At 62.3% G+C, this 17,262-nt stretch carries 11 protein-coding genes and 2 tRNA genes; 9 read left to right on the forward strand and 4 right to left on the reverse strand.

Annotated features, from left to right (window positions below; translation table 11 throughout):
• Positions 1-7: 7 nt before the first annotated feature.
• Together A3E1_RS44940 and A3E1_RS0120780 are read left to right on the forward strand one after the other, a co-directional pair.
• Positions 8-547, forward strand: a complete 540-nt coding sequence (locus A3E1_RS44940; protein WP_020522725.1) for a hypothetical protein — start codon at positions 8-10, stop codon at positions 545-547.
• A 10-nt stretch (positions 548-557) separates the two neighbouring features.
• Complete coding sequence (locus A3E1_RS0120780; RefSeq protein WP_020522726.1) at positions 558-944, forward strand: RidA family protein; 387 nt, start codon at positions 558-560, stop codon at positions 942-944.
• A 307-nt stretch (positions 945-1,251) separates the two neighbouring features.
• Here the strand turns inward: A3E1_RS0120780 and A3E1_RS0120785 are convergent, their stop codons facing one another.
• Entirely contained in the window at positions 1,252-1,806 is a 555-nt protein-coding gene (locus A3E1_RS0120785; protein WP_020522727.1) for a hypothetical protein, read from the reverse strand.
• 288 nt (positions 1,807-2,094) lie between these two features.
• Between A3E1_RS0120785 and gyrB the strand changes: the two genes are divergently transcribed.
• The 7 genes from gyrB to A3E1_RS0120820 all read left to right on the forward strand — a co-directional run bounded on the left by gyrB (position 2,095) and on the right by A3E1_RS0120820 (position 9,934).
• Positions 2,095-4,032, forward strand: coding sequence for a DNA topoisomerase (ATP-hydrolyzing) subunit B (gene gyrB / locus A3E1_RS0120790; RefSeq protein ID WP_020522728.1), 1,938 nt, complete (start codon positions 2,095-2,097; stop codon positions 4,030-4,032).
• Between the two features lie 61 nt (positions 4,033-4,093).
• A complete protein-coding gene (gene gyrA / locus A3E1_RS0120795; protein ID WP_020522729.1) occupies positions 4,094-6,580 on the forward strand; it encodes a DNA gyrase subunit A in 2,487 nt (828 codons plus the stop codon).
• Between the two features lie 3 nt (positions 6,581-6,583).
• Entirely contained in the window at positions 6,584-7,369 is a 786-nt protein-coding gene (locus A3E1_RS0120800; RefSeq protein ID WP_020522730.1) for a DUF3566 domain-containing protein, read from the forward strand.
• A gap of 108 nt (positions 7,370-7,477) precedes the next feature.
• A tRNA-Ile gene (locus tag A3E1_RS0120805) sits at positions 7,478-7,551 on the forward strand.
• Between the two features lie 42 nt (positions 7,552-7,593).
• Positions 7,594-7,722 (forward strand): DLW-39 family protein, encoded by a 129-nt coding sequence (locus A3E1_RS47995; RefSeq protein ID WP_020522731.1) that lies wholly within the window; start codon positions 7,594-7,596, stop codon positions 7,720-7,722.
• Positions 7,723-7,730: 8 nt separating this feature from the next.
• A tRNA-Ala gene (locus A3E1_RS0120815) sits at positions 7,731-7,806 on the forward strand.
• 73 nt (positions 7,807-7,879) lie between these two features.
• Positions 7,880-9,934 (forward strand): hypothetical protein, encoded by a 2,055-nt coding sequence (locus A3E1_RS0120820; protein WP_157631646.1) that lies wholly within the window; start codon positions 7,880-7,882, stop codon positions 9,932-9,934.
• 59 nt (positions 9,935-9,993) lie between these two features.
• Here A3E1_RS0120820 and A3E1_RS0120825 read toward each other — a convergent pair whose 3' ends face one another.
• The 3 genes from A3E1_RS0120825 to A3E1_RS0120835 form a co-directional block, all read right to left on the reverse strand.
• Positions 9,994-12,423 (reverse strand): choice-of-anchor D domain-containing protein, encoded by a 2,430-nt coding sequence (locus A3E1_RS0120825; RefSeq protein ID WP_020522733.1) that lies wholly within the window; start codon positions 12,421-12,423, stop codon positions 9,994-9,996.
• Positions 12,424-12,536: 113 nt separating this feature from the next.
• Positions 12,537-14,969 (reverse strand): choice-of-anchor D domain-containing protein, encoded by a 2,433-nt coding sequence (locus tag A3E1_RS0120830; RefSeq protein WP_211215963.1) that lies wholly within the window; start codon positions 14,967-14,969, stop codon positions 12,537-12,539.
• Between the two features lie 136 nt (positions 14,970-15,105).
• Positions 15,106-17,196, reverse strand: coding sequence for a hypothetical protein (locus tag A3E1_RS0120835; protein WP_020522735.1), 2,091 nt, complete (start codon positions 17,194-17,196; stop codon positions 15,106-15,108).
• Positions 17,197-17,262 lie beyond the last annotated feature (66 nt).

Raw genomic sequence — 17,262 nt, forward strand, 5'->3', positions numbered from 1 at the left:
AACTGTCATGCGGATCGCGTGGAGACTGTTGACGCTGCTGGCCTTGGCGGCCGGGCTCGTCTACCTGCCAGCACAACAGCCAGCTTGCGCATGCAGTTGCGCGATCTCTACCCCGCAGCAGTCGTTTGAGTACGCTGACCTGGTGTTCACGGGCACAGTGGCCAAAGTGGACAGTCCGCCGGCGAGCTTTATCAGGTCCAGCGATGATCCCGTGACGTTCACCTTCTCCGTGGACAAGGTCGAGAAGGGCGAGGCACCAGGGGTCGTGAAGATTACCTCCGCTATGGACTCAGCGAGCTGCGGAATGAACTTCGCCTTGGGTACGCGCTACCGCGTCTACGCGGCGAAAGGGGAGACCGGGCTGTGCTCCGGCAACGTGGCCCTCGGGCTCGGGTCGGTCCCACCCGGACTGGTGCTCGATGACGAAAGCCCAGTTCGCAACGTCTTCTTCTGGCTGGGCACCACGTTCCTCGCGGCCGTCGCCGCGGGTGCCGGCTACTTCCTCTACCGCCGAATGCACCGGACGCCGACAGCTGACGCGTCTTAAGATCGTCTGAATGCAGCTCATCCCGCACAGCCCGACTGAGGGCATCTATCCAGCGACTGACGACTACATTCACGCGATGGAAGTTCGGGGCGCGTCCCGGTTCCTGTTCGTCTCCGGAACGATGGGCCTCGACCCGAGCGGCACCGCAGGCGCCACGTTGACCGAGCAGCTAGACCTGATCTGGTCCAACATCCGCACGATCCTCGACTCGGCCGGGCTGAGCGTGGATAACATCGTGCGCCTCACGAGCTACCTTCGCGACGCGTCCTATGCGGAGGAAAACGCTGTCGCCCGGGTCGCCGCCCTCGGTGGACGTCCCGTCCCCACCACAGCCATCGTCGCCGAAACACTCGTCAGCGACTGGCTCGTCGAAATCGAAGTCATCGCCGCCGCCTAACCCCGTCCACCGCTATCGGGCTGTGGATCACGACCAGGCAGCGCCAGCACTCGCCAGGTCCATGGACGGTGGACGGCTGCGATCGAAGCCCTGGTCGCGCGGACCTTGAGGGCCTCGCGGGAGGGACGGTCGTAAGCACCGCGGACATCGGAAATAATGCTCTAAACGCCTCGCGTCGCCACCGAGAATGAGCCGCTCAAGACGTCTTGGCCCATGACCGCGACCGAACAGGCATAAACCAAGGCCCGCGCCGCGACTTCATCGAGTCGCGGCGCGGGCTCAAGTCACCGACGTGAAGCCGGACTACTCAGCTTTCGGCGTAGACGGCGAAACCGCGATCGGCGCAGCGGCGGTAGAAGCGGGCGAGAACGGCGAACTCCGATAGCGGGAAGCTCCATTGTGGAGCGCCACCGCTGTCATCGCGTAACGCGTCGAGACGCTGTTCGAGCCAGCGGAGCTGCTGGTCGGCGAGACGGGCGTCGGTCAGCGCTGACCGCATGACCTCGGCGACCGACTCGAAGGTGACCACGTCGCCGATGGGTTCGTGGCCGATGACGAATTTCTCTAAGCCGCCCGCGATCCAAGCGCATCCATCAGGATCGATCACGGGGTCTTCGTCTTCGGCTGCCGCTTCGGTCGCGTAGAGAACACCACCGAGGCCCAGCAAAAGATCCACTACTTCCGTGTACGCCGTCGCGCGGACCGTTCCCGTGCGGGCTATATGCCCGGCGAGTGCGGCGGTGGGTGCCGCTGTCTGCGGTTCATCGGCTAACACGGCGAAGTCGACAAACTCGGCCGGGGCGACAGGGTCGTAAAAACGACCTTCGGCCGGCCATTGAACGGCGACGTTGTCCAGGCCCATCTGTGCTCTCCCTGCATCAAACTGGCGTGCGCAACTTACGGCAAAATTGGCCCATCGCGCGACCCCCAAAACGTTCACAATCCCGAGCGCGCCCGTAGGGGGAGTTGCGGCCCGGCGATTTAGTCCCGCTGTGGACCTGTCAGGTACCCGCACGGTGCCGTCGCGCGCGCAGTGTCGGGGTCGCCCAGTAGGATTGCGGTGAGGATTCCGTCCTGAATCGCGAGGCGCCCTCCCCTTGGGCGCGGCAAACGGGACTGGGTTGCCTGGATTTCATTTGAAGGGATACGTGTGGCTAGCGGCGACAAGCAGGAATATGGCGCAGATCAAATTACCGTGCTTGAAGGGCTCGAGGCAGTCCGCAAGCGGCCCGGTATGTATATCGGCTCGACAGGCGAGCGTGGTCTGCATCACCTAGTCCAGGAAGTTGTGGACAACGCGGTCGACGAGGCAATGGCGGGGTATTGCGACACGATTGATGTCATCCTGCTCGCAGACGGCGGCGTGACCGTTATCGACAACGGCCGTGGTTTCCCGGTCGACATGCACCCCAAGCTCAAGAAGCCCGGCGTTGAGGTGGCACTGACCGTGCTGCACGCGGGTGGCAAGTTCGATGGCAAGGCCTACCAGGTCTCCGGCGGTCTGCACGGTGTGGGTGTGTCCGTCGTTAACGCGCTGTCCTACAAGATGGCCTTGGAGATCCACAAGAACGGCTTCGTCTACCGCCAGCAGTACCACGACTCCAAGCCGACTCCGCTGGAGAAGGGCGAGAAGACGACCCGCAGCGGATCGTCCGTGTCGTTCTGGCCCGACGCCAAGATCTTCGAGACCGTCGAGTTCAACTTCGAGACCATCTACCGGCGGCTTCAGGAGATGGCGTTCCTTAACAAGGGACTGACCATTCACCTGCGTGACGAACGCCCACAGGGCGATGATGTGCGCGAGGTCACGTTCCTTTACAAGAACGGCATCAGCGACTTCGTCCGTCACCTCAACGCGACCAAGAGCCCGATCCACAAGTCGGTCATCGAGTTCGAAGCCGAAACCGAGGGCATGTCGGTTGAGGTCTCGATGCAGTGGAACGAGTCCTACGGCGAGTCGGTCTACACGTTCGCCAACACGATCAACACCCACGAGGGTGGGACGCACGAAGAAGGCTTCCGTGCGGCGCTGACGACGATCGTCAACAAGTACGGCGCGGACAAGAAGTTCCTCAAGAGCGACGAGAAACTGTCCGGTGAGGACATTCGGGAAGGCCTCGCCGCGATCATCTCGGTGAAGCTGGCCAACCCTCAGTTCGAGGGCCAGACGAAGACCAAGCTCGGCAACACCGAGGTCAAGAGCTTCGTGCAGAAGGCGTCGAACGAGTGGCTGGCCGACTGGCTCGAGCGCAACCCGGCCGAAGCAAAGACCATCATTACCAAGGCTTCGCAGGCCGCCCGGGCACGCATAGCCGCCGCTCAGGCGCGCAAGCTCGCCCGCCGCAAGTCGCTGCTGGAGTCCGGCTCCATGCCCGGAAAGCTGGCCGACTGCCAGTCCACCGACCCCAAGGTCTGTGAGCTGTTCATCGTCGAGGGTGACTCCGCTGGAGGCTCGGCCAAGCAGGGCCGTGACCCACGCGTGCAGGCGATCCTGCCGATCCGTGGAAAGATCCTCAACGTCGAGAAGTCGCGCATCGACCGGATCCTCAAGAACAACGAGGTTCAGGCGCTGATCACCGCACTGGGCACCGGCATCCACGACGAGTTCGACATCGAGAAGCTGCGTTACCACAAGGTCGTGCTGATGGCCGACGCCGATGTGGACGGTCAGCACATCCAGACGCTGCTGCTCACGCTGCTGTTCCGCTTCATGCGCCCGCTCGTCGAGCTGGGTCACATCTATCTGGCCGCACCACCCTTGTTCAAGATCAAGTGGAACAAGAAGGGTGACGACTTCCAGTACGCGTATTCCGACAAGGAACGTGACGGGATCGTCCGGCTCCGGCAGGAGTCCAAGCCCAACGCCAAGCCAGATGACATTCAGCGGTTCAAGGGTCTCGGTGAGATGAACTACCCCGAGCTCTGGGAAACGACGATGAACCCGGCGACTAGGACCCTGCGCCAGATCACTTTGGACGATGCCGCAACCGCTGATGAGCTCTTCAGCGTGTTGATGGGGGAAGACGTCGAGTCACGGCGCTCCTTCATCCAGCGGAACGCAAAGGATGTTCGCTTCCTAGACATCTAGCGACACTTATCCACAGTGTCCACAGGGTTATCCACAGACAGTTCCGAGAAGGATGCAATAAGTGACAGAGACGCCAGAGTCCGCTGAACACTCGATTCACGGCCGCATAGAGCCGGTCGGTCTCGAGGTGGAAATGCAGCGGTCCTACCTCGACTACGCCATGAGCGTGATCGTCGGCCGGGCGCTGCCAGACGTGCGTGACGGCCTCAAGCCAGTGCACCGCAAGATTCTTTACGCCATGTACGACGGTGGCTTCCGCCCCGACCGCGGGTACTTCAAATGTGCCCGCGTCGTCGGTGAGGTCATGGGTAACTACCACCCGCACGGTGACACCGCGATCTACGACTCGCTCGTGCGCATGGCGCAGCCGTGGTCGCTGCGCTATCCGCTCATCGACGGCAACGGCAACTTCGGTTCGCCGGGTAACGACCCCGCCGCCGCGATGCGGTACACCGAATGCCGCCTGTTCCCGCTAGCGATGGAAATGCTGCGGGACATCGACGAGGACTCGGTCGAGTTCAGCCCGAACTACGACGGCCGTAACCAGGAGCCGGACATCCTGCCGGCCCGTTTCCCGAACCTGCTCGTCAACGGTTCGGAGGGCATCGCGGTCGGTTTCGCCACGAAGATCCCGCCGCACAACATGCGCGAGATCGGCGAGGCGGTTCAGTGGTGCCTCGCGCACCCCGAGGCTGACGAGGCCGAAACCCTCGAAGCCGCGATCAAGATCGTCAAGGGACCGGACTTCCCGACGCGCGGTCTGATCGTGGGCACCACGGTCATTGAAGAGGCCTACCGGACCGGCCGCGGCTCGATTCGCATGCGTGCCGTCGTGGAGGTCGAGGAAGACAAGCGCGGCCGTGCCTGCCTGGTCGTCACCGAGCTGCCCTACCAGGTCAACCCGGACAACCTCGCCGAGCGCATCGCCGAGCTCGTCAAGGAAGGCAAGCTCACCGGCATCGCCGACATCCGTGATGAGTCGTCAGGCCGCACGGGTATGCGCCTCATCCTCGTGCTCAAGCGCGATGCCGTCGCCAAAGTCGTGCTGAACAACCTGTACAAGCACACGCAACTGCAGGAGACGTTCGGTGCCAACATGCTGGCGCTTGTGGACGGTGTGCCCCGCACGCTGAACCTCGCCCAGTTCCTGCGGCACTACGTCGCCCACCAGATCGACGTCATTCAGCGGCGTACGGCATACCGCCTGCGTAAGGCTGAAGAGCGCGCTCACATCCTGCGTGGTTTGGTCAAGGCACTCGACGCGCTCGACGAAGTCATCGCGTTGATCCGCCGCTCGCCCACGGTTGAAGTCGCGCGTACCGGCCTTATCGAGCTGCTCACGATCGACGAGATCCAGGCGACGGCGATCCTCGACATGCAGCTGCGGCGCCTTGCGGCCCTGGAGCGGCAGAAGATCGTCGACGAACTCGCGAAGATCGAGATTGAGATCGCCGACCTGCTCGACATCTTGGCCAAGCCGGAACGTCAGCGGAAGATCATCTCGGACGAGCTCGCGGAGATCGTCACCAAGTGGGGCGATGAGCGGCGTACGAAGATCATTCCGTTTGACGGTGAAGTCTCCATGGAAGACCTCATCGCCCGCGAAGACGTCGTTGTCACGATCACCCGGACCGGTTACGCCAAGCGGACAAAGACTGACCTTTACCGCTCACAGAAGCGTGGTGGCAAGGGTGTCTCCGGTGCGACGCTGCGCCAGGACGACATCGTCAGCCACTTCTTCGTAACGTCCACTCACGACTGGATGCTGTTCTTCACGAACAAGGGACGCGTCTACCGTGCCAAGGCTTACGAACTGCCGGAAGCCTCGCGCATCGCAAAGGGCCAGCACGTGGCGAACCTGCTCGCGTTCCAGCCTGATGAGCAGATTGCCCAAGTAATTCAGATCCAGAATTACGATGTCGCCCCATATTTGGTGCTGGCCACTAAGAATGGACTAGTGAAGAAGACCGCGCTTGGCGAGTTTGACTCGAACCGCAGTGGTGGCATCATCGCCATCAACCTGCGCGACGACGACGAACTGGTTGGTGCGGCTTTGGTTTCCGCTGAAGACGACTTGCTCCTGGTGAGCAAGCAGGCTCAGGCGATCAGATTCAACGCCACTGACGAGGCCCTCAGGCCGATGGGCCGGGCGACCTCCGGCGTTATCGGCATGCGGTTCGGCGATGGCGATGAACTTCTGGCGATGGAGGTCGTGCGTGACGGCATGGATGTGCTCGTCGCGACGAACGGTGGGTTCGCCAAGCGCACGCCCATCGAGGAGTACCCCATCCAAGGCCGAGGCGGGAAGGGTGTCCTCACCGCAAAGATCACGGAACGCCGTGGCGGACTGGTGGGCGCGGTCGTTATCAGCCCGGACGATGAACTCTTCGCCATCACCAGCAATGGCGGAGTTATTCGGACTCCGGTGAAGCCCGTGCGCAGGACGCGCGATAGGAACACAATGGGAGTCAAGCTGATGGACCTCCCTGAAGGCGTGACCCTCGTCGCCATTGCCCGTAATGCCGACGAACCGGACGAACAGGACTAGTGCATGACCGAGACACAGGCGATGTCGGAGACCGCGGGGACTCCGGCCGACCCGGCCGCCGAGAACGAAGCGCCTGCCGCCACCACGGCAGAGGCGACCTCGGCAGCGGGTAAGGCGGCCGTTGGCCGTGCGACGGTCCCCGCCGATCCAACGGCCGAATCCACTCCGGCCCCCGGTTCTACCTTCACGCGGCCGGCCGGCATGCCCGCGCCCGCCGAGGAGCCAACGCAGAAACCGCAGGAGGTTCCCACCAAAGTGGGCCCCGGTGGCGGCAAAGTGGCGGCAGGCAAGGCACCGACTGGCCGTGCGGCAATGGGGGCAGCCACGCTGCGGTCCGTTGTCAACAGTGCGACAGCCGGGGCGGTGCGCGTCACGGAAGCGGTCCGCGCGGCCCGCAGCGGAGTGACCGCGGGTGCGTCCCGTGGCCCACGCCGCGCACGGCTGAGCATCAAACGGATCGACCCGTGGTCGGTGATGAAGTTCTCCTTCGCCGTGTCCTTCGTGCTGCTCGTGGTCATCATCGTGGCGACCTCGGTGCTTTACCTGGCGCTCGACGCGATGGACGTCTTCGACTCACTCAACAAGACCATGGCCGAACTGTTCACCTCCAACGGTGGCGGGGAGAACGCCTTCAAGATCACAGCTGGTGGCGTGATCGGGTTCTCGGCCGCCCTCGGAGCCATCAACGTGGTGCTGTTCACCGCGCTGATGACGCTCGGCGCCTTTGTCTACAACGTGTGTGCCGACCTCGTCGGCGGCGTTGAAGTCACCCTCGCCGAACGCGAATAACTTCAGGCGAAAACGCCGATGGCCGTGCTTAGTCACGGCCATCGGCGCGCCATGGGTAATCCGATTTGGGAGACGCCGGCTCGGTAAGGTAAGGTTCGTTGTCGCTGAGGGGCTATAGCTCAGTCGGTTAGAGCGCAGAGCTGATAACTCTGAGGTCGAAAGTTCGATTCTTTCTAGCCCCACTTATGCACGCGTGAAGTCAACGAAGTCTTGAGGCGGCTGTCATGTGGAAGAAGCTTCTGGTCCTGGCGGGCATCGGGGTCGCTGTGGCGCTGGTGGCCAAGAAGGTCAAAGCCAACAGCGACGAGCGTGCCCTGTGGCACGAAGCGGTAACAGCACCAGACCTGCGCTAGCAGCGCACGGGGCCTTAGCTCAATTGGCAGAGCACCGCCTTTGCAAGGCGGGGGTTAGGAGTTCGATTCTCCTAGGCTCCACCAGCATCTCGTTGGCTTTCTGATCTTTACCCCGTTAAGGTGCAGGAGTTTTGTCTCTGCATCACGGGGAGAACCGTTGCATACCCTCACCCTTCGTGGCGCCTTAGCGGGCGCCATCGCTATTGCCGCAGCTGTGATCGCGCCAGCGACCGCCGCCTCAGCGGCCCCACCAACCGCCCCCTACAGCGCCTTTGTGCTCGACGTCCGCAATCTGTCGGACCCGATGAGCTCGCCACCAAGCCGCGTTATGGACCACTCGAACTCTCAGCTCACCGCGAACATCGGGATTGACAGCGTTGGCTTGTCTGGATTCCAGGACGGTGGCAATTGGAGTGTCAACCTTCACGCGCCTAGCCTCAGCTCTGGGCAGACCTACCAGGCGGGCGTCGGAAATGTCTCCATGAGCGTCCAGGGGACCATGCTCTCGTGCACCGGAAACGGGTCGTTCACGGTGCACGAACTGGTCCGGGACGCAGAAACTCAGTTCGTGAGTACGTTCGCGGTCTCGTTTCTGCTGGACTGCCACAACAAGGCCGACGCGATTTCTGGCGAGCTGCGGTGGATGTCCAGCGTTCCCTACACCGGCGTCGCCACAAGTGGTTACAGCGGCTACGTCTCCGCTCCTGTTGGGGAACTGACCAATCCGAAGACACTCACCTTCACTTCGGGCGGATCCTTGGATGCTGTCTTCGGCAACGCCCACTTGGGCGGCAGCACACCGGGCGCCTTCGCCATCCGCGACGACCAATGCTCCGGCAAGACTCTGAGTTTCGGGCAAGCGTGCACGGTCACCGTTTGGGCATCGCCGAGAGTTGTTGGCTGGCAAGAAGCCATGCTGGTCGTGCCGTCAAACACCCTGAATGGCAGCAAAGTCATCCTCATGCAGGTCGAGGGTAAGCCGAGCTACAAAGGGCTTTACAAGCCGCTCGATCCCGCCCGCATTCTGGATAGCCGGTCCGGCAATGGCGTCGCGGCGCACAAGCTCACCGACTTTGAAACCGTACCGCTGCAGGTGCTTGGCCGTGGCGGCGTTCCGGCGACCGGTGTCAGCGCAGTGGTCTTGAACGTGACGGTGACCGAGCCAGACCAGGCGGGGCACGTGACTGTTTACCCCGGGGGTGAGGCCAAGCCGACCGCTTCGGCCCTGAACTACACCCGAGGCTGGACCGGCGCGAATTCGGTCACGGTGAAGGTCGGTGCCAACGGTCAGGTCAACTTCGCTGTCACTGGCGGCAAGCTGCATTTGATCGCCGACGTCGTGGGGTTTTACACGGCTTCGGATTACAAGCCGGTGTTCCAGGGCGCGGCGGGCCGTGTGTTCACACATGAGCCAGGGCGCCTGTTCGATTCCCGCGTCGACGATGGTGGCCAGAAGCTCGTTGGCGGGGGCTGGTTCCGCCTTTCCCTGAGCTACCCGGAGGTGAATCCACACGTGCGGGCGCTGATCGTGAACGTCACGGTGACGGAGCCGAACGGGTCCGGGCACCTGCGCTTGTGGAATGGTGCCAGCGGTCCTCCGGACACGTCGACGCTGAACTACGAAAGCGGCAAGACGGTGCCGAACTTCGCCATCGTTCCGACATCGCCCTGCATCGTTTCGGGCTGCGATCCGTCGCTTCTCATGATTGGGCTATATACCAACCAGACCACGCACGTGATTGTGGACCTCGTTGGGTTCGTGGATGACGGGACGCTCAGTGGAGGTTTGCGGTTTGAGGCGAGCAGCCCGACCCGCATCGTGGATACGCGTATCAGCCAAGGCATCACTGGACGGATTGGCCAGGGGCAGACGGCCACGGTCACCACGCCGGGCGCTCTCGTCCAGGACAACACTTGGGCACTCGCTCTGAATGTCACTGGCGTTCAGCCGACGATGGACACCAACCTGATCGTCTGGGAGAACGGCATTGCCCAGCCGGGAGTGTCCAATTTGAATCCCGCTGCTGGCCAAATCATTCCGAACGCGGTTATCACCGGGATTGACGAGAACTACAAGTTCAATATCCGCAACAACGGCGGCACGATCGATGTCGTCGTGGATGTCGTCGGGATGTTCTATGCCGACGCCGTGATGGACGCGCGTGCTTTGGCAAGCCCAGCCGCAGGAAAGCTTTTCGCCGTCGAACGCTGACGAAAGCCGACCACTAACGAAAGCGGCCCCGCAGGTTTCCTGCGGGGCCGCTTTGGCTTTTATGAGCGTTGATGCATGCCGTCGGGTGTGGGCAAATACGTTGGCAGCCCAGGCCCGTCGGCTCCCCGGGTTTGCACGTTTGGTGCGCCCGGCAAGCCGAGCCAATAGAACCAGCCAACGACATCCACGACCGCGTCAATCGTGCCGCCGTGGTTGTAGACGCTGAATTGGTTCGCATCGTTGATGCCAGTGATCACCGCGTTGGGGATGATCTGACCGGCTGCTGGGTTCAAATTGGACACTCCCGGCTTTGCGATACCGGCTTCCCAGACGATCATGTTGGTGTCGACCGTGGGCAGGATGCCGGTTACGTTGAGCGCCAAGGCACCCGTGGCGGCGTTGCCGACCGGGCTCGTGACGGTCTTAGTGACCGACTGACCGATCTTCCCGCTGATGCCTTGGTTTACCCGAGTGTCGACGATCCGCTCCGGTGTCTGCGGCTGGAAAAGCATGCCGCCGCCGAGGGTGCTGTCGTCAATGAATCCGACGACATCGACGATCACGTGCGCGTCCATGTTGGTGTAAACACCGATCATCGGGCGCGTACCGCTGCACGGGTACCAGTCACACGGAACCGTTGGAATGATTGCGAAGTTGGGCACCGTCTTGCCACGCTCGAAGTTCAAGGTGGACGTCGACGGTGGGTCGCCGCTGCCGTTCCACGTGCGCAGGTGACCTGGGCCGTTGGGTTCGGTCGCGGTGACGTTGACGATCAGGCCACGGATGTGGGGGTTGATCGTCGCGTTGTAGTTGATGGACAGCTGAAGCCAGGAGTCTCCAGGCAGTTTGCCGTCCGGGTCGTTGCGGGTGTCGAACAACCGCACCGGGGCGTGGGTGAAGACGCGGCCGCCCTTGCCGTAGTAGTAGGGATCGTTGTTGCTGGCGTAGAAGCCGACGACGTCCGCGATGAGGTGGATTCCTCCTGCGGAGACGAACAGGTCGACAAAGCCGTCGGGGCTAACGCCAACGGTGACGGAGTTAGCGCCAGTCCAGCCGCGCGCGTAGTTCAGTGACGACGCGGTTGGCTTGGCTACTCCGGCTGGGAAGACCGTTACGTGCCCGGCTTGGTCGGCTTCGGTGACAGTCACATTGAGCACGACTGCCGCGATGCCGGTCATGGGCAGTCCGCCGCGGCTCTTGACCTCTAGGCGGACGGTCTGTCCCGTACCCACTTTGCCTCCCGGTGCCCCGAGCCCGATGCGGGTGTCGAGGAGCCGTTGCGGATTGAGTGGGAAGTAGCGGCCTTTGAGCCCGTCTACACCTTCGACGCCAAGCCCGACAACGGTTGGCGTGGTAAGGCTGTTGTTGGGCACCTGGAGCTGAGCCCAAAGGGTGCCAGTGACGTGAGGCCGGGCGACAATGCCGATGCTGCATGTCTGCCCGGAGGGAATGATCTGGCCCGAACACGTGTCGCTGGAAATGCGGAACGTGCCTGGGTTATCGCCCCCGAACACCGCTTGACCAAATGTGGTCGACAGCGTGCCGGCCGCTTTCAGCGTAACGGTCTTCACCGCGCTGTCACGGTCGATGTCCTGCGTGCCGAAGCTCAGCCACGTCGGGTTGGCTGTTACCAACCGCTGATCGATCCCGTTTAGCGACAGCCGCACATTCTTGTTGCCGGCGAAGGTGTTGTCCCCGACCACAAGCCGAGCGGTCTGCTCGCCTAACGCGGTGGCGTTGGCACGAACCGTCACTGTGCATGTTTCGCCGTAGGCGAGACTTGCCCCAGCGCACGTGTTGCCCGTGATGGTGAACGCGCCTGGCGTCGCGCCGCTAAGCGAAGCGGCACCCATGACAGTCGATTCCGAGCCAGCACCGGTGAAAGTCACCACTTGCGAGGTGCCGTTGGCGCCGACGGGCTGATCCCCGAAGGCGACCACGCCAGCGCTGAGACCGACGCCCTTGAAACCGATGGATGAGTTGAACCTCATCTCGCCAGAGATCGCATCGGCCTGTGAGCCACAAGCAAGAGTGAACGAGGCCGCGAATGCCGTTAGCTCACCGGAAGTGGCGTCGTGCACGGCTTCATGCACGGCGAGTGTTCCCGGAACGTCGGCGCCACAACCGCGGTGATCCATACCGATGGACGCGAAGGCACCTTCGTACGGGGGCTCGTGCATGATCGTGTATGTAGTCCCCGCCACGAATTGCTGGTCCTTGGGCGGTGACAACAAAGCCTGCGCATAGTGGCCAGGCATGGTGGCCTTGAAATCAAGACCCGGTGTGCCCCAGGCGACCGCCTCGAACGTGCTGTTGTTCTCATCGAACGTCAGCGTTCCGTCCAGAAGGTAGCTGCCCGCACGTCCATCGATGATGAACGCGTTGTAAGGGGCGGATGGAGGCGCCGCATAGGCCGTGGTAGCCGGAGCCACGACGGCGGTAGCGAACGCGATGGCGCCAACCAGAGCGCCACGAAGGGTGCGTCGCATTGCTCTCCCCGTTTTGATATGCGTCCACAGAGCGTGGACACTGCGACGCACAGTAAACAGCAACCGCGAGAAAAATGGCACCCCAGCTTGGCTAAAGCTGGGGTGCCAGAAAATTAACGGGCCCTGGCGAACCAGCTATCCGTTGGCGCGGCCGCGAACGGCTTGCCTACGGTGAATCCACGAGCAGCCATCAACGAGACGCCATCGAAATAGAACGTGCCAACGACATCGACGACGGTGTGAATAGTGCCGCCGTGGTTGTAGAAGTTGAACTTGCCTTCTTCACTGATACCGGAGATCACCGCGTTAGGGATGATCTGGCCGGCGGCCGGGTTCAAATTGGACACCGTCGGCTTGGGAATGCCGTTCTCCCAGACAATCATGTTGGTGTCCACCGTCGGCTGGATCCCGGTCACATTCAACGCCAGCGCGAAAACGCTGGCCGGGTCAGCTACGGAACCTGGTGTGGTCACCGTCGCGGTTTGCCCTTGCCCAATGGCACCAGGAATGCCGAAACCGGTGCGGCTGTCGACGATCCGGGTGGGTGACTTCGGCTCGAACAACAGGCCGTAACCAAGTGTGCCGTCATCGATGAAACCGACCACATCCACGATCACGTGCGTTGTCTGATTAGAGAACACGCCCATCATCGGGTATTGACCGCTACACGGATTCCAATCGCATCTCACCGACGGGACGATCGCGAAGTTTGGCACGGTCTTGTTCGCTTCAAAGTTCAATGTTGACGTTCCCGGCGGGTAACCGATGCCATTCCAGGTGCTGACATGGCCAGGCCCGCTGGTGCCGGTGACCGTAACGTTCACGATCAGAGCTTTGAGGTGTGCTGTTGTGGTGCTGTTGTAGCCAACGGCTACCTTCACCCATTCGCCGCCGGGCAGCTTTTCACCCCAGTCTTCACGAGAGTCAAAGACACGTACTGGCTCGTGGATGACCACGCGGCCACCGTTGCCGTACATCGTCTGGGGATCATTGTTGGCGGCGTAGAAACCCACAATATCGGCGATCAGATGCAAAGGTCCGCCAGTAACAGCGAGGTTGACCTTCCCGTCGGCGCCGACCTTGACGGTCACAGAGTTGGCACCTGTCCACCCACTCACATAGTTCAAGGAGGACGAGGTCGGCTTCGGTTCACCGCCTGGGTAGACCGCTACGTGCCCGGCCTGGCCAGCTTCCGTCACCGTCACATTCAGCACGACCGCGTTGACACCTGAGGCGGGAACGCCGCCGCGCCCCAGTACTTGCAAGGGGACGGTTTGGAAACCGCCGACCTCCCCTGACGGTGCTCCGTTGCCGTCGCGTGTGTCGAGAATCCGGCTCGGAGAAAGTGGGTAGTACCTGCCTTTGACGTCCGGCGGGCCGTCTGCTGACAACGGAACTAACAATGGGCTGCCAGGTGCGTTGCTGGGTAACTGAAGCGTTGCGGTGAAGTGACCGCGGCTAGAGATATCGGCAACGACGTGGATGTAACAGGATGTGGCGACGCTGTCTCCAAATAGCTCGCCTGAGCACGTATCACCGCCAGTCCGGAAGATCTCCGGATTGTCACCAACGAACGATGCCGTGCCGAACAAGGTGTTGTGACTACCGGTCACGGAGACCACGACAGTGGTTACCGTGTATCCCTCGATCGGGATGCTGCCGAAGTCAATCGAACTTGGCGATGCCGACACCTTCTGCGGAACGATCCCCGACAGGCTTAGCTGGACGAACTTGTTGCCACCGATGGTGTTGTCATTGATGACGAGGTGGCCCGCCTGCTCGCCCACCGCCGTAGCTTTCGCTGTCACCGTCACGGTGCAGGTCTGTCCATAAGAGACAGACGTTCCACTGCATGTGTTTCCCGTGATGACGAAGGCGTTGCCACCGCCAATGGATGCCGCGCCGAACGTAGTCGGTTCGGAGCCCTTGCCGGTGAAGGTAATGGTCTTCGCCGAACCGTTGGCGCCAATGGGCTGCTCGCCGAAGTTCCACTGCGCCACATCGACGTCGACTCCGGTGTATCCGATGCTGGAGTTCCAGCGATACTCCATAGCGATGGCGTCAGGCGCGGTTGCCTCACAGCCAGCACGTACAGAGGCGGCGAAGGCCGTGTACTTCTTCTCGACCTCGTCGTAGACCGCTTCCCGCACCAGCATGGTGCCGTTTTGCTGGTTGCACCCGCGCCCGTCGCCACCGGTGTCAAGTTCGACATCGCCAGGATCGGGCATGGCTCGCGCCACCGGGTACGTCTGTCCGGCAACGAATCGCTCGCCGATGGCCCTAAACGACGTGTACCAAAGGTGGCTTCCGTCGTTGCGCTGGTGATACATACCAACGCCCCACTCGCTGCCGCCGCCCGGAAAGATGCTGTCATTCGGGTCAAAGGTAAGGGTGCCTTTGAGGAGATAGCTCCCGGCGCGCCCATCCAAAATAGCCGCGGTGTAAGGAGCTGTTGGTGGTGCGGCGGCGGAGGCCGATGCCGGGAAAACCACAGCAGCTGCCGCCAGGAGAACGCCAATAGTGGTGCCGCGAAGGGCTCGTCGCATTGAACTCCCCGTATTGATAGTGCGCACAAGAGGTGTGCGCCGGAGCGCTCACTCTAGGCACGTCCAATACACAAGCGGAAGAGCCAAAGAAATGACCCCCGGACAAATTCCGGGGGCCGTTTCCTTCAGGTTCGTTTTATCGCTGCCGGCTAACGCTTCCAATAGCAGGTGCAAAACCATCAGCTGGTACTGAGTGAGCAGTCGCGCCACGGGCCGAAGCACTGAATCCGTCTAGGCCTTCGATCCAGTAGAACGTACCAACGACATCGATGACGGTGTCGATCGTGCCGCCGTGGTTGTAGACGTTGAACTGGTTCGCCGTGTCGATTCCCGTCACCACAGCGTTTGGCGCGATCTGGCCAGCCGCCGGGTTGAGGTTGGAAACGCCTGGCTTGGTGATGCCGTTCTCCCACACGATCATGTTGGTGTCGACCGTTGGCTGGACGCCGGTTACGTTGAGCGCCAAGGCATAGGTGTCAGCATTCGCGATGGTTCCCGGTGTCGTCACCGTTTTGGTGACGGCCTGTCCGATGCGGCCGGTGATGCCCTGGTTGATGCGCGTGTCGACGATCCGTTCCGGCGTCCGCGGCTCGAACCGCATGCCACCTTCAAGTGTTCCATCGTCAATGAAGCCAACGATGTCCACGATCACGTGAGTGTCCGTGTTGGTGTAGACCCCGATCATTGGCTTGCCGTTGCAGTCTTGGAAGTCGCACGTGGTCGCCGGGACGATGGCGAAGTTCGGCACGGTCTTGCCGCGCTCGAAGTTCAAAGTGGACGTGTCCGGCGGGGAGCCAGCGCCGTTCCAGGTGCGCAGGTGGCCGGCACCGTTTGGTTCGGTCGCGGTCACGTTGACGATGAACGCCTTGACGTGCGGTGCCGTCGCCGCGCTGTACCCTGCGGTGAGCTTCACCCACTCCTGGCTGTAAAGCTTGTCGCCCCAGTCTTCGCGGGAGTCGAACAACCGGACCGGCTCGTGTGTGAAGACGCGTCCGCTGGTGCCGTAGTAGCCGTTCTTCGCGTCGTTGTTCTGCGCGTAGAACCCAACAACGTCAGCGATCAAGTGCAGCTTGCCGCCGGTGATGGCGAGATTGACCTTGCCGTCGGCGCCGACCTTGACAGTGACCGAGTTGGCCCCGGTCCATCCGCGCGTGTAGTTCAGCGAAGAGGCGGTCGGCTTGGCGACCCCGGTCGGATAGACCGTTACGTGCCCGGCCTGGTCTGCCTCGGTCACGGTGACGTTGAGGACGACGGCGGAGATGCCGTTGGCGGGAACCCCGCCCCGGCCGGTGACCTGAAGGCTCACCGTTTCGTAGTCGTTGACCTTGCGCCAGGCCGCACCGTTGCCGGAACGGGTGTCCAGGATGCGCGACGGGCTCAGGGGGTGGTACATGCCCTTGATGGACACCTGGCCGGTGACGCCAAGGGTCACCATTTTGTTGCCGGCGTTGGTGTTGTCCGGGATGACGAGCTGGCCATATTGTGCTCCAACGGCGGTGGCTTTGGCCGCGACACCGATGGTGCAGGTGGCGCCGAATTCCAGCGTCTTGCCAGCGCAGTTGTCGGAGGTGATCCGGAAAGCGCCTGGGGTGACGCCACCAAGCGAAGCCGCGCCCAAAACGGCTGCCTCGGTGCCACCGTTGCTGACCGTGATGGTCTGCGGAGCGGTTTCCACACCAAGGTCCTGCGTGTTGTAGGACAGGAAGCCAGCGCTTGTGAGCACGGCTTTGTAGCCAATGCTTGAGTTCCAGCGGATTTCGGCGACCGTGGAAACGGTTGGGCCTTCGCAACCGATGCTCGCCGTGGCGGCGAAGGCGGTCAGCGTGCTCTCCGCGTTGTAGACCGCCTCGTGGACGATGAACGAACCGGGCTGCTGGTTGCAGCCGCGGCCATCGCCGCTGAGGTGAAAGGACGTGACGTCAGTGGAATACGTCGTCCCCGCCGTAAAGAGCTGCCCGCTCGGGGGCGCCATTCTGGTGAAGTAGTCGTGCCCCGGCGAGTCGGCGTCAATGCTGATGCCACCCTGCCCAAAAGGGCTGGCGGTAACGGTTCCGGTGCCGTTGCCGAACGCGAGGGTTCCGCTGAGCACGTAGCTCCCAGCGCGGCCGTCCAGAATGAGGGCGGTGTAGGGGGCAGCAGGGGGTGCGGCATTCGCCGCCGAGCTTGGGATGAGCGCCGCGAAGGCGAGCGCGATGACGCTGGCAACAGCGCCACGAAGGGTGCGCAAGGTGATCTCCCCGTTGAATTGGCTAATCGCGCAGGTCGCTGCGCACTGACGGTTAGGAAACTTAGC

The sequence above is a fragment of the Catelliglobosispora koreensis DSM 44566 genome, assembly GCF_000379685.1.
GTDB lineage: Bacteria > Actinomycetota > Actinomycetes > Mycobacteriales > Micromonosporaceae > Catelliglobosispora > Catelliglobosispora koreensis.